This is a genomic window from Thalassiella azotivora, from assembly GCF_054781695.1.
The window spans coordinates 121,487-139,634 of sequence record NZ_BAAGTX010000010.1 but is presented as its reverse complement, the minus strand read 5'-3'; the positions used below and the strand labels follow the sequence as shown (position 1 = coordinate 139,634).

At 75.9% G+C, this 18,148-nt stretch carries 13 protein-coding genes and 2 pseudogenes; 10 read left to right on the top strand and 5 right to left on the bottom strand.

The window, feature by feature from the left end:
- The 4 genes and pseudogenes from ACYVQV_RS08850 to ACYVQV_RS08835 form a co-directional block, all read left to right on the top strand.
- Positions 1-206: pseudogene (locus ACYVQV_RS08850) on the top strand (hypothetical protein); the annotation flags it as partial.
- Positions 203-3,115 carry an FtsX-like permease family protein gene (locus tag ACYVQV_RS08845; RefSeq protein WP_461022909.1) on the top strand — a complete coding sequence of 971 codons (2,913 nt, stop codon included), beginning with the start codon at positions 203-205 and terminating at the stop codon, positions 3,113-3,115. The pseudogene ACYVQV_RS08850 and the gene ACYVQV_RS08845, both read left to right, overlap by 4 nt.
- A 74-nt stretch (positions 3,116-3,189) precedes the next feature.
- A complete protein-coding gene (locus tag ACYVQV_RS08840) occupies positions 3,190-4,080 on the top strand; it encodes an ABC transporter ATP-binding protein (RefSeq protein WP_461022908.1) in 891 nt (296 codons plus the stop codon).
- Positions 4,081-4,126: 46 nt separating this feature from the next.
- A complete protein-coding gene (locus ACYVQV_RS08835) occupies positions 4,127-4,873 on the top strand; it encodes an ABC transporter ATP-binding protein (protein WP_461022917.1) in 747 nt (248 codons plus the stop codon).
- Here the strand turns inward: ACYVQV_RS08835 and ACYVQV_RS08830 are convergent.
- The gene (locus tag ACYVQV_RS08830) at positions 4,792-7,065 is read right to left on the bottom strand and encodes a sensor domain-containing protein (RefSeq protein ID WP_461022907.1); all 2,274 of its coding nucleotides are present in this window, start codon (positions 7,063-7,065) and stop codon (positions 4,792-4,794) included. The two genes, ACYVQV_RS08835 and ACYVQV_RS08830, sit on opposite strands and share 82 nt — an antisense overlap.
- Before the next feature lie 128 nt (positions 7,066-7,193).
- Here ACYVQV_RS08830 and fbaA point away from each other — a divergent pair.
- Positions 7,194-8,228: pseudogene (gene fbaA, locus ACYVQV_RS08825) on the top strand (class II fructose-bisphosphate aldolase); the annotation flags it as partial.
- A 120-nt stretch (positions 8,229-8,348) separates the two neighbouring features.
- On the opposite strand, the gene ACYVQV_RS08820 reads toward fbaA, so the two are convergent.
- Positions 8,349-8,816: an STAS domain-containing protein gene (locus ACYVQV_RS08820; RefSeq protein ID WP_461022906.1), complete on the bottom strand. Its 468-nt coding sequence runs from the start codon at positions 8,814-8,816 to the stop codon at positions 8,349-8,351.
- Positions 8,817-8,923: 107 nt separating this feature from the next.
- On the opposite strand from ACYVQV_RS08820, the gene ACYVQV_RS08815 reads away from it, so the two are divergent.
- Entirely contained in the window at positions 8,924-11,428 is a 2,505-nt protein-coding gene (locus tag ACYVQV_RS08815; protein ID WP_461022905.1) for a SpoIIE family protein phosphatase, read from the top strand.
- A 15-nt stretch (positions 11,429-11,443) separates the two neighbouring features.
- Here the strand turns inward: ACYVQV_RS08815 and ACYVQV_RS08810 are convergent, their stop codons facing one another.
- Positions 11,444-11,848, bottom strand: coding sequence for an STAS domain-containing protein (locus ACYVQV_RS08810; protein WP_461022904.1), 405 nt, complete (start codon positions 11,846-11,848; stop codon positions 11,444-11,446).
- Positions 11,849-11,901: 53 nt separating this feature from the next.
- Here ACYVQV_RS08810 and ACYVQV_RS08805 point away from each other — a divergent pair, with 53 nt between their 5' ends.
- The gene (locus tag ACYVQV_RS08805) at positions 11,902-12,330 is read left to right on the top strand and encodes a DUF3151 domain-containing protein (protein WP_461022903.1); all 429 of its coding nucleotides are present in this window, start codon (positions 11,902-11,904) and stop codon (positions 12,328-12,330) included.
- Between the two features lie 95 nt (positions 12,331-12,425).
- Here ACYVQV_RS08805 and ACYVQV_RS08800 read toward each other — a convergent pair whose 3' ends face one another.
- A complete protein-coding gene (locus tag ACYVQV_RS08800; RefSeq protein WP_461022902.1) occupies positions 12,426-13,361 on the bottom strand; it encodes a diacylglycerol/lipid kinase family protein in 936 nt (311 codons plus the stop codon).
- A gap of 170 nt (positions 13,362-13,531) precedes the next feature.
- Here ACYVQV_RS08800 and ACYVQV_RS08795 point away from each other — a divergent pair, with 170 nt between their 5' ends.
- The 3 genes from ACYVQV_RS08795 to purD all read left to right on the top strand — a co-directional run bounded on the left by ACYVQV_RS08795 (position 13,532) and on the right by purD (position 16,925).
- Positions 13,532-14,821, top strand: a complete 1,290-nt coding sequence (locus ACYVQV_RS08795; protein WP_461022901.1) for an adenylosuccinate synthase — start codon at positions 13,532-13,534, stop codon at positions 14,819-14,821.
- Positions 14,822-14,955: 134 nt separating this feature from the next.
- Positions 14,956-15,414, top strand: a complete 459-nt coding sequence (locus ACYVQV_RS08790) for an SRPBCC family protein (protein WP_461022900.1) — start codon at positions 14,956-14,958, stop codon at positions 15,412-15,414.
- Between the two features lie 248 nt (positions 15,415-15,662).
- Entirely contained in the window at positions 15,663-16,925 is a 1,263-nt protein-coding gene (gene purD, locus ACYVQV_RS08785) for a phosphoribosylamine--glycine ligase (protein ID WP_461022899.1), read from the top strand.
- 9 nt (positions 16,926-16,934) lie between these two features.
- Here the strand turns inward: purD and ACYVQV_RS08780 are convergent, their stop codons facing one another.
- Complete coding sequence (locus ACYVQV_RS08780) at positions 16,935-18,002, bottom strand: ANTAR domain-containing protein (protein ID WP_461022898.1); 1,068 nt, start codon at positions 18,000-18,002, stop codon at positions 16,935-16,937.
- Positions 18,003-18,148: the final 146 nt, after the last annotated feature.

The window sequence follows — 18,148 nt, the reverse complement described above, 5'->3', positions numbered from 1 at the left end:
CCCTCGGGGCGGCCGCGGGCCTGCTCGCGGCGTGGGCGGCGGCGCACGTCGCCGTCGTCCCGCTCGTCGCCGCGGCCGCCGGGGTGCCCGCCGGCGACGTCACCTCACCGGGTCCCGGCCCCGGCGCGGCGCTCGCCGCGGCCGCGGGACTGCTCGTCGCGGTGGCCGTGGGACCGACCCGGCCCGCCCGGGGGGTGCACCCGTGAGCCGCCGTCCCCCACCCGCGCGGCGAGAGCGCGTGCACGGCGTCGGGACCGCCCACCTGACCCTGCGCCAGGTGCTCACCGACCGCCTCGCCGTCGCGACCGTGGCGCTCGTCGTCCTCGTCTGCGCCCTGCTCGCCGCCGCCGTCCCGAGGGCCCTGGACACGGTGCACACCGACGGGCTGCGGCAGGCCGTCACGGACGCCTCCCCGCAGCAGCGTGACCTGACCGTCGCCCAGCTCGCCGCCCCGCCGAGCCAGCCGGGGGAGGACCCGCTCGCCCCGACCCGCCGGTTCGCCGAGCAGCTGCGCGACGGCCTGCCCCCGTCCGTGCGGGCGCTGACCGCGCCGCCGGTCGTCACCGCCGGGTACCGCGACCTGGGCGGCGCCTCGGTCGACCCCGTCCTCGCCCCGCCCAGGGGCGTCCTCGACTGGGACGTCGTCACCCTGGTCGACCTCGACCCGCACGTGCGGTGGGTGGACGGGCGGGCTCCCGCCACCGCGACGACGTCCCCGGTCGAGGGGGCCGAGTCGGGCCCGCGGCCCGCCGGCGGCTTCCAGGAGGACCCCGCGTCCTACGAGCGGACGGTCGTCGAGGTCGCCGTGTCCGCCCGCACCGCCGACGACGCCGGCGTCGCCCCCGGCTCCCGCGTCGACCTGCCCGGCAACCTCGACCTGCTCGTCGTCGGCGTCTTCGAGGCGGTCGACCCCACCGCACCACGCTGGGGGTGGGACGGCGACGTGCTCGAGCCGCCGGTCGTCGTCTCCCCGGCGGTCGGCGACATCTACCAGCCGGTCGCCGTCGTCGCGGCGTCCACCTGGCCCGCCGTCGAGCGGCAGGTCGCCTGGACCCGGCGGCCCAGCACCCGGTTCACCGTCCCCGTCACCGACCCCGACGTCCGGGCGCGCGGCGCCGCACCGCTGCTCGCCGACGTCCGCGCCGTCGAGGAGCGCCTCGTCGCCGTCCCCGACCCGCCGGACACCGGGTTCGTCCCCGTCCTGCGCGAGGTCCGGCTCGGCACCAACCTCGACCTGCTCCTCGCCGGTCACCTGCACGCCCAGGCCGCGTCCACCGCGCTGGTCACCCTGCTGGTCACCGGGCTGGCCGGCACCTCCCTCGGGCTGCTCGCCCTCGCCGCCCGGCTGGTCGTGGAGCGCCGCCGCCGGGCCCTCGCGCTGGCCGTGGCGCGCGGCGCCTCGCCCGGGCAGGTCCGGGCCCTGATGACCGTCGAGGGCCTGCTCCTCGGCCTGCCGGCCGCCGCGGTCGGGGCGGCGATCGCGACGGCGCTGGTGCCCGGGGACCCCGGCCCCGCCGTCTGGGTGCTGCCGGCCCTGCTGGGCCTGGCCCCCGCCGTGCTGCTGCCGCTGCTCGCCCGCCCCGGCGGCCTGCACGTCGTGCGCCGGGACGTCACCGCGGTCCGCACGCGGCGGGTGCGGGTCGCGGCGGAGGTGCTCGTCGTCCTGCTCGCGGTCGCCGCGGTCCTGCTCCTGCGCGACCGCGGGCTGGACGGCGGCGGGTTCCGGGTCGTCGGCGGCGTCGTCGCGCTCACCTCCGCCGACCGGCTGCCCTGGACCGGGCCCGACCCCCTGCTGGCCGCGGCGCCGGTCCTGGTCGCGCTCGCCGCGGCGCTGCTGACCGCCCGCTGGTACCCACGGCCGGTCGCCGCCCTCGCCGACGCCACCGCCCGCCGCCGGGGAGCCGTGGCGTTCCTCGGTGCCGCCCGCGCCGGCCGCGACCCCGGCGGCGGCACCGTGCCCCTGGTCGTGCTGGTGCTGGCCCTGTCCACCGCCGTCTTCGGCTCCGTGCTGGCGACCACCAGCACCCAGGGCGCCACCACCGCCGCGTGGCAGCAGCTCGGCGCCCCGGCCCGGGTCAGCGGCGCCGGCTTCACGGCCGACGAGGTGGCCGCCGCCGTCGCCGACCCCGACGTGCGGGCCGCGGCCGCGACCGGCTCCCAGGGAGCCACCGCCCGGACCGACGGCCGCGAGCGCGCCGTGACGCTCGCCGCCGTGGACGCCGGGCCGCTGGCCGACGTCCAGCGGGACCTGCCCCGGCGCGTCGCGGGCGGCGCGGGCCTGGACCGGCTCGCGGACGCCTCGGCCGACGCGACCCGCCCCACGGGACCCGCCGGGGCTCCCCGCCCACCGGTGCCCGCGCTCACGTCCGCGGCGCTCGGGGACGTCGGCGACGAGGTCGTCGTCGACGCCGGCCCGAGCCCGGTCACCGTGCGGGTGGTCGCGACCCTCCCGGGCGGACGCGGCCTGCCCGGCCTCGTCACGGACCGCCCGGTCGTCGTCGTGGACCGCGCCGCGTGGCTCGCCACCGGCGTCGACCTGCCGGTCGCGGACGCCGTCGCGCTCGCCCCCCGACCCGGGGCCGACGTCGCCGCGCTGCAGGAGCGGCTGCGGACCGCCCTCGGGACCGCCGCGCCCCTGACCACCCACGACGGCGCGGTGGCCCGGGTGCGGGACCGCCCGCTCGTCGCCGGGACCCTCGCCGCCACCACCGTCGCGGCGGTGCTCGCGGCGCTCGTGTCGGGGGTCGCCGTCGTCCTCGCGCTCGTCGTCGGGGCGCCCGAGCGCACCCGCCTGCTGTCCCGGCTGCGCACGCTCGGCGCCGACCAGCGCCAGGCCCGCTGGCTCGTGGTGTGGGAGGTCGCCCCGCTCGTCGCGGCCGCCACCGCGGCCGGTGCCGTCGTCGGGCTCCTCAGCGCGTGGGCGCTCGTCCCTGCGACCGACCTGCGCGCCTTCACCGGCGGGGCCGAGCAGCCCGCGGTGAGCGCCGACCCGCTGGCGCTGGCCGGCGTCCTCGGTGGTTTCGTGCTCGTCACGGCGGCGCTCGTCGCGGTCGCCGTCGCCGCGAACCGCCGGCTGCGGCTCGGCGCGGTCCTGCGGGTGGGGGACGAGACGTGACCACCGCGAGGCCGACCACCGAGAGGCCGACCACCGCGAGGCCGACCACCGAGAGGCGACCGAGGGAGAGGCCCGTGCCGACCGACGAACCCGCCGTGCTGTGCGAGAACCTCGTGCGGATCTTCTCCGCCGAGGGCGTCGAGGTCGTCGCCCTGCAGGGCCTGGACCTGCACGTCGACTCCGGCGAGCTCGTCGCCGTCGTCGGCGCGTCCGGGTCGGGCAAGTCCACCCTGCTGAACATCCTGTCCGGCCTGGACGTGCCGACCGCCGGGCGGGCCAGGGTCGCCGGGCACGACCTGCTCGACCTGGGACGGCGCGAGCGCGTCGCCTACCAGCGCCGCACCGTCGGGTTCGTCTGGCAGCAGACCGCCCGCAACCTGCTGCCGTTCCTCACCGCCGCCGAGAACGTCGCGATGCCGATGGCCGTCACCCGCGTCCCCCGGGCCCGCCGGCGCGAGCGGGTCGGCGAGCTGCTCGACCTGCTCGGCGTCGGCGCGTGCGCCGACCGGCGTCCCGCCGAGCTGTCCGGCGGCCAGCAGCAGCGGGTCGCCATCGCGGTGGCGCTCGCGAACTCCCCCCGCGTGCTGCTCGCCGACGAGCCGACCGGCGAGCTGGACACCGCCACCTCCGCGGAGGTGATGCGGGCGTTCCGCGACGTCAACACCGCGCTCGGGGTGACCGTCCTCGTCGTCACCCACGACCCGCTCGTCAGCGAGCACGTCGAGCGGACCGTCGCGATCCGGGACGGGCGCACCGCCAGCGAGGTGCTGCGCCGCCGGACCGTCGACCACACGGGTGCGGAGTCCCACGTCGCGGAGGAGTACGCGGTCCTCGACCGGACCGGCCGCCTGCAGCTGCCGAAGGAGTTCGTCACCGCCCTGCAGCTGCGCCGGCGGGTGCGCCTGGCGCTGGAGCCCGACCACATCCAGGTGCGACCCGAGGACGACGGCGGCGGCCGTGGCTGACGACGGCGGACACCGGGGCGCTGGTCGGTCGAGTGGCCGGCCGCCGCTGCTGCACGCCACCGGGCTCGTCCGCACCTTCACCGGGGCCGGCGCCCCGGTGCACGCCCTGCGGGGCGTCGACCTGACCGTCGACCGCGGCCGGCTCGTCGTCGTCCGCGGCCGGTCCGGGTCGGGCAAGACCACCCTGCTCAACCTCCTCGGCGGCCTCGACACCCCCGACGGCGGCAGCGTCCGGTTCGACGGCCAGGACCTCACGGCGCTCGGCGAGGACGGGCTCGTCGCGCTGCGCCGCACCCGGATCGGGTACGTATTCCAGTCCTTCGGGCTGCTGCCCGTGCTCACGGCAGCGGAGAACGTCGGCGTCCCGCTGCGGCTGCGGCGCACCGACCCCGCCGCGCGCGAGCGACGCGTCGCCGAGCTGCTCGACCTCGTCGGTCTCGGCGGGCACGGCCGGCACCGGCCCTACGAGCTCAGCGGCGGCCAGCAGCAGCGCGTGGCCGTGGCCCGGGCGCTCGCCGGCGAACCGGACCTGCTCGTCGCCGACGAGCCCACCGGGCAGCTCGACTCGGCCACCGGCCGGGCGGTGATGGAGCTGGTCCGCTCCCTGGTGGACGAGCGCGGGGTGACCGCCGTCGTCGCCACCCACGACCCGGCCCTCGTCGACCTCGCCGACGCGGTGGTCGAGCTCGTCGACGGGCGGGTCGTGCCTCATCAGGTCGACGGGCCCCACGGCTCCCAGGACGACAACCACCCCGCGACGTCGGTCTCGGGCAGCGGCGGTGAGATGAGGTAGCCCTGGGCGAACGCGCAGCCCAGCCGGCGCAGCACCTCCAGGTGCTCGGCCCGTTCGACGCCCTCCGCGCACACCTGCAGGTCCAGGGGGCGGGCCAGGGCGGCGACGGCCTCCACGACGGCCAGCCCCCGCGAGCCCTCGGCGAGGAAGGACCGGTCGGTCTTCAGCACGTCGACGAGCGGGAACCGCGACAGGTAGCTCAGCGAGCTGTACCCCGTGCCGAAGTCGTCCAGCAGCAGCGTGACCCCGAGCCCCGACAGGGCCGTCAGCGTGCCCCGGGTCAGGGCGTCGTCCGCGACGAGGGTGGACTCGGTGATCTCCAGCCCGAGCCGTCCCGGTTCGACGCCGTGCCGGTCCAGGACCGCCAGGACCGTGTCGACGTACCCGGGTCGCCGCAGCTCGTGGGGGCTGACGTTGACCCGCAGCGCGAGGTCGTGACCCTGGTCGCGCCACCGCGCGATCGCCCCCACCGCGCCGTCGAGGACCTGCTCCCCGAGCTGCTGGACCAGTCCGACGTCCTCCGCGACGGGCACGAACACGTCCGGCGGCACCGGGCCGTGCGGGCCGTCCCAGCGGGCCAGTGCCTCCAGGGCGACCACGCGCCCGCTGGCCACGTCGACGATCGGCATCCACTCGCGCCGCAGCTTCCTGGCCTGCAGTGCCTCCCGCAGTCGCACGACCGTCTCCACCCGCTGGACCGCCTCCCCGCGGAAGGACTGGTCGAACAGCCGGTAGGTGCCGCCGTGGTCGGACTTCGCCCGGTACATCGCCAGGTCCGCCTCGGCCAGGAGGCGCTCCGTGTCGCCCTCCCCGCAGCGGCTGACGGCCACCCCGATGCTCACCGTGACGCTCAGGCAGCGACCGTCGAGCGACAGGTCGTCCCGGCAGGCCGCGAGCAGCGCCTCCGCAGGGCCCGCGACGTCCTCCGGCCGGGACAGCCCCTCGCACACGACGACGAACTCGTCCCCACCGAGCCGGGCCACGGTGTCCCCGGCCCGCACGGCCCCCTCGAACCGGCGCGCGAGCGTCTGCAGCAACCGGTCGCCGGCGCCGTGGCCCAGGGTGTCGTTGACCGCCTTGAAGTCGTCGAGGTCCAGGAGCAGGACGGCGGTCACGGTGCGGTCCCGGCGGGCGTGCGCCAGTGCCCTCTCGATCCGGTCGTGCGCCAGGGTGCGGTTCGGCAGGCCCGTCAGCGCGTCGTGCACCGCCTGGTGCGCCAGCTCGTCCTCGAGCTGCTGACGCTGCACCGCGGCGCCCAGCGTGGCCGCGAGCAGCTCGACGAACGCCACCTCCTCGGCGGCCCACTCCCGCACCTCGTGGTACGCCATCCCCAAGGTGCCCCAGACCCCCGTGCGGCACAGGATCGGCACCACCAGCCCCGCGTGCGAGCCGGCCTCACGCGCCGGCTCGGACACGAACCGGGGGTCGTCCCACATGTCCGCGGTGTGCTGCGGCAGGCCTGTCTCCAGCGCCCTTGCCGTCAGCGAGCGCTCCCCGAACGTGATGAGCCGGCCCTCCCAGCGGGGGGCCGCGCTCGCCGTCGAGCGGAACGTCAGGTCGTGCTCGCGCACCAGCACCCCGCCGAGCATCCCGGGGAACCGCCGGCGGAGGCGCTCCACGCACTCGTGCAGGACGTCGGACAGCGGCTCGACCAGCGCCATCCGGGCGAGCTCGGCGAGGTCGCGCTGCTCCTGCACGCGCGTGGCCAGCGCCTCCTGCGCCGCCCGCTGCTCCCGCAGGTCCCGGCCCACGGCCGCCAGCGCCAGCGGGCGGTCGTCGACCGGGTCGGTGACCACGAACGCGTCCAGGTCGACGGGGATCGCCTCGCCCGTGCGCGCGTGCCGCAGGTGGACGGTGCCCCGCCAGTCCCAGCCGGACATCAGGGTCTCCTGGCCCTTCTCGCCGACGGGGCGGTCGGTGTCGGTGAACAGCTCGAGCGGCGAGGTGCCCAGCACCTGCTCGGCGCTGTCCAGGCCGAGCAGCCGCACCCCGGCGTCGTTGAGGAACGTCAGGTTGCCGTCGAGGTCCGAGGTGGCGACGAGGTCGCCGGACTTCTGCACCAGCGCGGCGAGGCGCTCGCGGTCCGCCGTCGCGGGGTACGTCCGGTGCCCGTGGGCACGCGCGTCACCCGGGGCTGACGGGACCTGCGCCGCCGTCCCCCCGGGGTGACCGTCCGGATCACCGGGTGGCACCAGGCCAGCATCCCGCGACGGCGAGGTCCTGTCCTGCGGTCCGGTGCTGCGGTCGTGTGCTGCGGTCGTGGCAGGATCGGTGACACCGAGCCGGCCGGTGCCGGCCAGACGACGTCACGAGGAGTGCTTCGATGCCCATCGCCAGCCCCGAGGTCTACGCCCAGATGCTCGACCGGGCGAAGGAGAACGCGTTCGCCTACCCGGCGATCAACGTCACCAGCTCCCAGACGCTGAACGCCGCGATCCGCGGCTTCGCCGAGGCCGAGAGCGACGGCATCGTGCAGGTGTCCACCGGCGGCGCGGAGTACCTGTCCGGTCCCACCATCAAGGACATGGTGCTCGGCGCGCAGGCCCTGGCCGAGTACGCCCACCACGTCGCGAAGGCGTACGACGTCAACATCGCCCTGCACACCGACCACTGCCCGAAGGACAAGCTCGACGGCTTCGTCCGGCCGCTGCTCGCGATCAGCCAGGAGCGCGTCAAGGAGGGCCGCGACCCGCTGTTCCAGTCGCACATGTGGGACGGCTCCGCGGTGCCGCTGGAGGAGAACCTGCAGATCGCCCGCGAGCTGCTGGAGCAGTGCGCAGCCGCGAACGTCGTCCTCGAGATCGAGGTCGGCGTCGTCGGCGGCGAGGAGGACGGCGTCGCCAACGAGATCAACGAGCAGCTGTACACGACGCCGCAGGACGCGATCGACACCGTCAAGGCCCTCGGCAACGGCGAGAACGGCCGGTACATGACGGCGCTGACCTTCGGCAACGTGCACGGCGTCTACAAGCCCGGCAACGTCAAGCTGCGCCCGGAGATCCTGCAGCAGGCGCAGGCCGCGGTCTGCTCCGAGCTCGGCCTGTCCGAGGGCTCCAAGCCGTTCGACCTGGTCTTCCACGGCGGGTCCGGCTCGCTGCCGGAGGAGATCGCCGCGGCCGTGGACTACGGCGTCGTGAAGATGAACGTCGACACCGACACCCAGTACGCCTTCACCCGGCCCGTCGTCGAGCACGTGCTCCGCAACTACGACGGCGTGCTGAAGATCGACGGCGAGGTCGGCAACAAGAAGCAGTACGACCCGCGCGCCTGGGGCAAGGCCGCCGAGGCCGGGATGGCCGCGCGCGTCGTCGAGGCGTGCCAGAACCTGCGGTCCGCCGGCCAGCGCATGCGCTGACCAGTCGCCCGGACCACGAGGGCCGCCGTCCCGCGAGGGCGGCGGCCCTCGTCGTCCTGGGACCTTCCGTGGGGCGTGGGACCGGTCGTGGACCGGTCGTGGAAACGCAGGAGGCCGCGCTCAGGCGATGAGGTCCGGGTCGTCGTCCGGGTCGTCGTCTCCGTCGGAGCCCGACGGTCGCGCGCCTCCGGCACGGGTCGGCTCGTCCTCGAAGCCCGGGTCCGCGTCCACGACGCGGACGAGCTCGCTGATGCTGGTGACCTCGACGAGGAACTTCACGACCGCCGGCGGCCGGATCAGCACCAGCGGCTCGTGGGCCCGGGAGGCCAGGCGCGCGAGGAACGCCACCCCGGTGGAGTCCATGAAGCGCACGTGCTGGGCGTCGACGTCGACGGGCAGGTCGGCGTCCTCGGCGGCGGCCGCGGCCTCCAGGAGGTCCGGCCCCAGACCGGCGTCGATCTCACCGGTCAGGACGACGCGGGTCCGCCTGTCCCCGAGCAGGACGTGCACCGACCCCGGCTCGCCGTCGGCCGTCTGCGGCAGCCGCGGCGCGTCGGTGGGGTCGCCGGTGTTAGCGTCACTCGTCATCGAACCTCCGATCCACTCCGACGACGGCCCGATGCCCGCCGGAGGGACTCGGGCAGCACGCTAGACGATCGGAGCGCCGAGTGGTCAAACCGGGTGGTGACGCGCCCGTGGCGCAGGAGGCCGTGGCGGCCGACTCGCTGGCCGCCGTCCTGCTGGTGGACCTGACGACCAGCACCGTCGTGCACGCGAACCCGACGGCCTCCGCGATGACCGGGGACGGCCGGCTGCCGATCTCCGTCGACGAGTGGAGCACCGCCGCCGGGCTGAGCAACCGGGCCGGGCAGGACCTCAGCGGCACCGCGCACCCGCTGTCGCGGGTCGCCCGCGGCGAGCCGCTCGACGGCGAGCTCGTGTACCGCGACGCCCGTCGGGCCGACGACCCCGGCTCCAGCCCGGTCGACCTCGTCGGATCGACCGAGGCCGACCGCGACGCCGACCTGCAACCGCTGTGGGTGACCGGCTTCCCGCTCAGCGCGAGCACCGTCGACGCCGACCTGCGCGACCTCGCGCTCGTCGTGTTCATGCCGCCGGGGCTGGGGACCGGTGAGTTCCTCGTGGAGCAGATGTCCCCGGAGGACAGGCACCTGGACGAGACGCGGCGGCTGCACAACCGGGCGGTGGTCGCCACCGACCTGTCCTTCACCATCAGCGACCCGGACGCCGAGGACGACCCGCTGGTCTGGGTGAACCCGGCGTTCACCCGCACCACCGGCTACGCCTACGAGGACGCCGTCGGGCGCAACTGCCGGTTCCTGCAGGGTCCCGACACCGACCAGGACGCCGTCGCGCGGATGCGCAAGGCCCTCGCCGAGCAGCGTCCCGTGGTCGAGACGCTGCTGAACTACCGCGCGGACGGCACCCCGTTCTGGAACGAGGTCTCCATCTCGCCGGTGTTCGACGCGGAGGGCCGCCTGGTCAACTACGTCGGGGTGCAGGCCGACGTCACGACCCGGGTCGAGTCCGAGCTGCGGCTGGCCCGCGCGTACGCGGCGGAGCAGGCCGCCCGCGGCCGGCTGGGGCTGTTGGCCGACGTCGCGGACGCCGTCACCGACCTCGACACCCAGCTGATGCTGCGCCGGGTCGCGCGCATCCTCACCCGCCACCTCGTCCCCTGGTGCGCCGTGCTCACCGTGGACGACGACGTGCGGCTCGCGGCGACGTCCGGCACCGAGTCCCTCCACCCGAGGCCGTTCGTTCCCGAGCGCGGCGGGCGCACCGCCGGGGACCTCGTCGCCCGCCAGGTCCGCGGTGAGGTCGCCGGGATCCAGACGCTGCGGGCCGGCGGTGAGGCGCCGGACGGCTCGCTGACCCGGTGGGTGGTCGAGGAGGTCTGCGCCGCGGTCGACTGCGACTGCCTCACGGTGCCCGTGCCCGGCCGGCACGGGGTGCTGGGGCTGCTGGTGCTGCCGGACGGCGACGTCCTCGGCGCGGACGACCGCGACCTGGTGGTGGAGGTCGCCCGCCGGGTCGGGCTGTCCCTCGACAACGCCCGCCTGTACGCCCGCGAGCACCTGATGGCCGAGACGCTGCAGCAGAGCATGCTGCCGGAGCAGACCAGCGTGCCCGGGCTCGACCTGTGGTCGTACTACGCCCCCAACGTCGACCACGCCCAGGTCGGCGGCGACTGGTACGACGTCATGCAGCCCGAGGGTGCCGTCGGCGTCGTCATCGGTGACGTCGTCGGCCACGACATCGAGGCCGCCGCGGCGATGGGCCAGCTCCGCTCGGTCGTGCGGGCGTACGCCTACGAGCAGGAGGAGCCGGGCACCGTCCTCATGCGGGTCGACCAGCTCGTGCGCGGGATGCGGATCTCCCGCACCGCCTCGATGGTCTACGCCCGTCTCGAGGAGGACGGCGACGGCGGCTGGGAGATGTCCTGGTGCCGGGCCGGGCACCTGCCGCCGATGCTCGTGCAGGACGGCCGCGTCCTCCCGCTGATGGAGGGCGGCGGGACCCTCGTCGGCATCGGCGACCGGCCGCGGGAGACCTCCGCGGTGTCGCTCTCGCCCGGCGACGTCGTCGTGTTCTACACCGACGGCCTGATCGAACGGCGCAGCCGGCGCCTGATGGACGGGCTCAAGCGGCTGGAGGCCGTCTGCGCCGACCTGGTCCTGACCGACGCCGCCGGGATCGGTGAGCAGCTGCTCGCGAGCCTCGGGCAGGCGCCGGAGGACGACATGGCCGTCGTCGTCCTGCGGGTCCCGACCGGCGGTCCGCCGCACGTCGCCGGCGGCCCGCGGCAGCGGCGCTGGCAGCTCACCGGTGACCCCGCGTCCATCGCCAGGGCGCGCCGCCTGACCGTCCAGACCTGCGAGCTGTGGGGGCTGGAGGTGGGTGGCGAGGCGGAGCTGGTCGTCTCCGAGCTCGTCGCGAACGCCGTCCTGCACGGCTGGGGCACCGTCGGGCTTCGGCTCGACCACAGCGCGGACTCGCTGCTGCTGGAGGTCGAGGACAGCAACCCGCACGCACCCGAACCGGCCGAGGAGGGTCGCGAGGGTCCCGGGGGGTACGGCCTGCACGTCGTGCAGCGGCTCGCCGACTGGGGCTGGCGCCGCAGCGGCCCCGGCAAGATCGTGTGGGCGCGGATCCCCGTGGTCGCCGTCCGGGGCTGACGGCCCCGACCCGCGTCAGCGGTCGACGTCCTCCGCCTCGAGCACCTCGCCGTCGAGCACCTGGCCCTCACCCGAGGGCCACGCCGCGGACCCCTCGGCCGCCAGGTCGCACGCGTGCTCGTCGTCCACCCGGAACATGTCGAGCGCACCGCACACCTCGAGCACGAACCGGTTGCGCTCGTCGGCACCGCGCAGCAGCGTGACGCCGCCGCGCTTGTCGGTGGCCTCCGCGAGGGAGATGAGGAACGCCGCGCCCGTGGAGTCCAGGAAAGTGGTGCGGCACAGGTCGAGGACCAGGAGCTGGCGCCGCAGACCGCTGACCCGGGCCACGAGCTCGGGGAACTGCCCGCGCTCGGCCAGGTCGAGGTCGCCGACGATGGTGATCGTGGTCGTCGTCGGCGACGTCGAGAGCTCCATCATGAGTGGGGGCCCACCTCCTGGCCGTCACCGTAACCCGCTGGGAGACTGGCGGCATGTCGCACCCCAACCTGCTGGGCGAGCCACGCCCCACCCTGCTGCCCGCCGACCACCCCGACTCCGACGTCGCCGCGGCGCTCGCCGACGGCCAGGCACCTGCGGACCTGGCCGCCAGGCACCCGTCGTCGTCGCTGGCCTGGGCGGTGCTGTCCGAGCAGGCCGCCGGGCGCGGTGAGTGGGTGGCCGCCTACGCGTTCGCCCGGACGGGCTACCACCGTGGCCTGGACGCGCTGCGCCGCTCCGGGTGGAAGGGCCACGGTCCCGTGCCGTTCGAGCACGAGCCCAACCGCGGGGTGCTGCGCGCGATCCGGGCGCTCGGGCAGGCCGCCGGCGGCATCGGCGAGGACGACGAGGCGCAGCGCTGCGCCACCCTGCTGCACGACAGCGACCCGACGGCCGAGGAGCGCATCGCCGCCACCACCTGACCCTTGCTCACCGGTTGCTCGTTGCTCACCGGCTGCTCGGGCGAGAGGCCGGCAACCGAGCAACCGGTGAGCAAAGCAGGTGGGGGTGAGCAAGGTCAGGAGGGGACGACGAGGCTCCAGGCCCGGGGGACGACCCGCCACGTCCGGCGCACCACCTCGGCCTCCACCTCGCCGTCCACGTCGAGCGGGAACGGCTCGCCGTCCGCGGCGGCCACCAGCACCTCGCACCCCCGGGCGACGATGACGTCGTCCCGGTCGGTGTGGGCGCCGGACAGCACGTCGCGGGCGAAGCCCACCCGCGCGCCGAGGCCGGTCGCCAGCGACACCACGACCTCCGCGTACCCGTCCGTGGGCTGAGACCCCGGTGCGACCGGCGCACCACCGCCGACCGTGCGGCCGACCACCACGGCGGCCATCAGCACCGGTTCGCTGCCGTCGTGCACCTCGTGGCCGTCGACCACGACCCGCAGGTGACGACCGGACGCCGCCACGCCCGCCGCCAGGGCGCCGACCTTGTACGCGGTGGCACCGAGGGCCGCCTTGCTCCCCTCGGCCCGCTGCGCCGCCTCGGCACCGACGCCGGCGTGCACGGCGTTGACGACCACGCCGCCGTCCTCGTCGACGAGCACCTCGACCTCGCGCGGGCGGCCGGTCAGCGCGATCCGTGCCGCGAGCGCGGGGTCGGCGGGCACCCCGAGCCCCGTCGCGAGGTCGTTGCCCGTGCCCAGCGGGACGACGCCGACCGGGCCGACGTCGCCGAGCCGGCCCGCGCGGTGCAGCGCGTTCGCGACGTCGTGCAGGGTCCCGTCACCGCCGAGGACGACGAGCCGCCGGTCGCCGCGCACGGACAGCGCGGCGTCGAGCTCGGCCTCGTCGGCGGGGGTGACGACCTCGACGTCCGCCTGCTCGCGCAGCGCGACGACCGCCGTGGCGACGTCCTCCTCGCGCGCGGACCCGGCGCCGGGGTTGACGACCGCCAGCACCTGGGGACGGCGCGGGTCGGCGCCGCGTTCGACGGGGATCTGGGTCACGGGTGTCCTCCGGTAGCCTCGGGTCGGCTCGCCTGCAGTCGTGGCGGTCGCGGCGTCCCCGCGGCCGCGACAACCAGCGACACCGTACGCCGGGCCCCGCCGGGGTGGCGCGCGCGGGCGCGCGGGCCACCACCCGCCCGGTGGACGTCGACAGAGAAGGTGCAGCGCGAATGCCCGCGATCGTGATCGTCGGTGCCCAGTGGGGCGACGAGGGCAAGGGCAAGGCGACGGACGCGCTCGGTGCGCGCGTCGACCACGTCGTGAAGTTCAACGGCGGCAACAACGCCGGGCACACGGTCGTCGTCGGCGGCGAGAAGTACGCGCTGCACCTGCTGCCGTCGGGGATCCTCACCCCCGGGGTCACGCCCGTCATCGGCAACGGCGTGGTCGTGGACCTGTCCGTGCTGTTCGAGGAGATCGAGGCGCTGACGGCACGGGGCGTCGACTGCTCCCGGCTGCGGCTGTCCGCGAACGCGCACATCATCGCGCCGTACAACCGCACCCTCGACAAGGTCACGGAGCGCTTCCTCGGCAAGCGCCGGATCGGCACCACCGGCCGCGGCATCGGCCCGACGTACGCCGACAAGATGAACCGCGTCGGCCTGCGCATCCAGGACCTGTTCGACGAGAACATCCTGCGGCAGAAGGTCGAGGGCGCCCTCGACCAGAAGAACCAGCTGCTCGTGAAGGTCTACAACCGCCGCGCGGTGACCGTCGACGAGGTGGTCGAGGAGCTGCTGTCCTACGCCGACCGGGTCGCGCCGATGGTCTGCGACAGCGGCCTGTTGCTCGGTGAGGCGCTCGACCGCGGCGAGACCGTGCTGTTCGAGGCCGGCCAGGCGACGCTGCTGGACGTCGACCACGGCACGTACCCGTTCGTGACGTCGTCCACCGCGACCGCCGCGGGCGCCTGCACGGGCAGCGGCGTCCCGCCGTTGCGGATCGACCGGGTCGTCGCCGTCGTCAAGGCGTACACCACCCGCGTCGGGGAGGGCCCGTTCCCGACGGAGCTCGAGGACGCGGACGGCGAGTGGCTGCGCGCCCAGGGCGGCGAGTTCGGCACGACGACCGGGCGCCCGCGGCGGTGCGGCTGGTACGACGCGCCGATCGCCCGGTACGCGGCGCGCGTCAACGGGGTGACCGACTTCGTCCTCACCAAGCTGGACGTGCTCACCGGCCGCGAGCGGATCCCTGTGTGCGTCGCGTACGACGTGGACGGCGTCCGGCACGACGAGATGCCGATGACGCAGACGGACTTCCACCACGCGAAGCCGGTGTACGAGTACCTCGAGGGCTGGACCGAGGACATCACCGGCGCCCGCCGCTTCGAGGACCTGCCGCCGGCCGCCCAGCGGTACGTCGAGGCGCTCGAGGAGATGTCCGGGGCCCGGATCTCCGCCGTGGGTGTCGGCCCGGACCGGGAGGCCACGGTCGTCCGGCACGACCTGCTGGGCGGCTGACAGCCGGTTCGGCCTCCAGCCGGCGCCCGGGCGACCAGGGGCCTCGGTCCTGTCGTGGTCAGCGCCCCGCGGCGTACCGTGGCAGGAGGCGGGACGCGCCGGGCGTCCCGCGCCCCGCTGCGGAGGTGGTCCCCGTGAGCGACAAGCGCGCGAGCGCGACGGTCCCGATGGCACCCGACGAGCTGTTCTCCCGGTTGTGCGAGGTGGAGAGCTGGCCGGCCTTCCTCGAGGGGCTGGACGAGGTCGAGCGCACGGGGCACCGCAGGTACCGGTGGCGGGTGCGCTTCGCCAAGCACACCCGTGAGGTGGACGTCGTCGTCTCGGTGGACCCGAAGGTGCGCCGGGTGTCCTGGAAGCACCAGCACGGAGCGGCCTTCGACGGCAGCCTGCGGGTGGTGCCGCACGGCGACCGGCGCAGCGACGTCGAGCTCGTGCTCGACGTCGAGCCGGAGGGGCTGGTCGAGGGCGTCGTCGACGCGTTCGGGGCCAAGGGCACCAGCGGCTGGCGGGCCGAGCGGGACGTCCAGCGCCTGCGCGACCTCGTCGCGTCGGGCGAGCTGCCCGGCCAGGTCGGCGCCCCCGACCCGGTCTGAGCCACCCGCCCCGACGCCCGCCTGACCGCACCTTTCCACCAACCTGCGGTCGAGGGGCGCCCGGGAACCGCACCTTTCCACCAACCTGCGGCGGAGGGGCGCCCGGGAACCGCACCTTTCCACCAACGTGCGGCCCGGAGTGGCGCCTGGACCACACGTTGGTGGAAAGGTGCGTGGAGGCGGGCCGGGGGGCCTGGGGGTGAGACGGGCGCGGTCACCGGCAGGCGGGGCGTCTAGGCTCGGCGCCCGTGAAGGTCCTCGTCATCGGCTCCGGCGCCCGTGAGCACGCCCTGGTCCGCTCCCTGCACCACGACCCGGACGTCGAGGAGCTGCACGCCGCGCCGGGCAACCCGGGGACGGCGCAGGTGGCGACGAACCACCCGGTCGACGCCGCCGACCCGCAGCGGGTCGCCGACCTCGCCGAGCGCCTCGGGGTCGACCTGGTCGTGGTGGGCCCGGAGGTGCCGCTGGTCGCGGGGGCCGCGGACGCCGTCCGCGAGCGGGGGATCGCCTGCTTCGGTCCGTCCGCGCGGGCGGCCCGGCTCGAGGGGTCCAAGGCGTTCGCCAAGCAGGTGATGGCCGCGGCGGAGGTGCCCACCGCGATGGCGCACGTGTGCACCACCGAGGACGAGGTGGCCGCCGCCCTCGACGCGTTCGGCGCGCCGCACGTGGTCAAGGACGACGGTCTGGCCGCAGGCAAGGGCGTCGTCGTCACGGACTCGCGGGACGACGCCCTCGCGCACGCCCGCGCGTGCCTCGCCCGGCCGGACGGTGCGGTCGTCGTCGAGGAGTTCCTCGACGGCCCCGAGGTCTCCCTGTTCTGCCTGACCGACGGGCGCACCGTCGTCCCGCTCGCGCCGGCGCAGGACTTCAAGCGGGCCGGGGACGGCGACAGCGGCCCCAACACCGGGGGCATGGGCGCGTACTCGCCGCTGCCGTGGGCGCCGCCGGGACTGGTCGACGAGGTCGTCGAGCGGGTCGCCCGCCCCGTCGTCGAGCAGCTGCGCCGTCAGGGCGACGAGTTCACCGGCCTGCTCTACTGCGGCCTGGCGCTGACGTCGCGCGGTGTGCGGGTCATCGAGTTCAACGCCCGCTTCGGCGACCCCGAGACCCAGGTCGTCCTGGCCCGGTTGGCGACGCCGCTCGCGGGGACCCTGATGGCCGCGTCGACGGGCCGGCTCGACGAGGTCGACCGGCTCCGCTGGCGGGACGAGGCCGCCGTGACGGTCGTCGTCGCCGCGCACGGCTACCCCGCGTCCCCCCGGACCGGGGACGTCGTCACCGGGGTGGCGCAGGCCGACGCCCTGGACGGCGTCCACGTCCTGCACGCGGGCACGTCCGTCGGGCCGAGCGGTGAGCTGCTCAGCGCCGGCGGGCGGGTGCTGTCCGTCGTCGGCACCGGGCGGGACCTGGCCGCGGCCCGGGAGGCCGCCTACGCGGGGGTGGCGGCGGTCGGCCTCGACGGCTCCCACCACCGCACGGACATCGCCGCCGCAGCCGCCTCCGGCTGAGCCACCACCTCAGCGGTCGGCGGCGGCCCCGGGGACCGCGGCGCCGCCGGCCACATCGGAGGGCCCGGGCGGCGTGGCGGACGACGTGCCCGCGTCACCCTCGACGACCTCCACGGCGACCCCCCGGCGGCCGCAGCGCTGGACGAACCGCCCGAGCTCGGCGGCGGCCGCGGACCCGACGTGCCGGGCGGCGGTGAGGTCGACGACGAGGCGCTGCCCGGGTTCGTGCCCGCGCAGCAGGTCCGCGAGCGCCTCACCCCACGCGGGGGTCGCGGCCAGGTCCAGGGCGCCCGTCACCGCCAGCACCCGGTCGCCGTCCCGCCGCCCCACCGCCGTGACGAGCCGGCCCGACGGGTGCGCACCGGGACGGGCGGCCGGCTGGGAGACGACGGGCAGCTCGCCGGTGTCGGCGGTCAGGGCGAGGTCGCCGAGCAGGGTGTCGACGGGCAGGAACGAGGACCGGGCGAGGTGACCGCGGGCGGCGGCGCCGACGATCCGCTCGGCGAGCCGCCGCAGCCGGGTGTTGGTGTGCTGGGAGAACCAGCGCAGCAGGTCGAACGCCTCGTCGGCGTCCAGCCCGTAGACGAGCATCAGCGCGCCCTTGGCCTGGTCCACGACGCGGTGCGACTCCACCGCGGCCCGGAGGTGACCCTCCCCGTCCTGCGGGGCGATCGAGGCGATCGCCGCCGACACGTCGATGACGCGTCCGTGCAGGGTGACGGGGGCGTGACCGTCGCTGGTGGCACGGCCGTCGCGCCGCTCGACCAGCGTGAGGGCGTACCGCTCGGCACCGTGCGCGGTGGTGAGGCGGTGGCCGCACACGTCCGGGGAGGGGCCCTCCGCGCTGGCGGTGCGGCCGACCAGGTCCCGGAAGCGGTCCCGGTCCTGCGGGTGGACGTGCTCGGTCAGGTCGGCGTCGCCCCAGCCGTCGGGCCCGTCGGGCCCGTCGGGCCCGTCGGGCCTGTCTGGCGCGCGTGGGCCGGGGAGGGTCCCCAGGAGCTCGTGCAGCTCCGCGGACCACGACCAGCGCCCGCTGGACGGGTCGACGACGAACTGACCGGACAGGTGCTCGGGCATGCAGGCGCTTCGCTTCCTCGACAGCAGCGGTGGTCCGCCGTGGCTGCGCGAGAGCGAGCTGGTCCCTCAACCCGTTCGCGTGAGAGGTGCGCGGTCGCGCACCGGGACGCATCTTGTCACCAACCGGGACGGTGATCGACTCGACC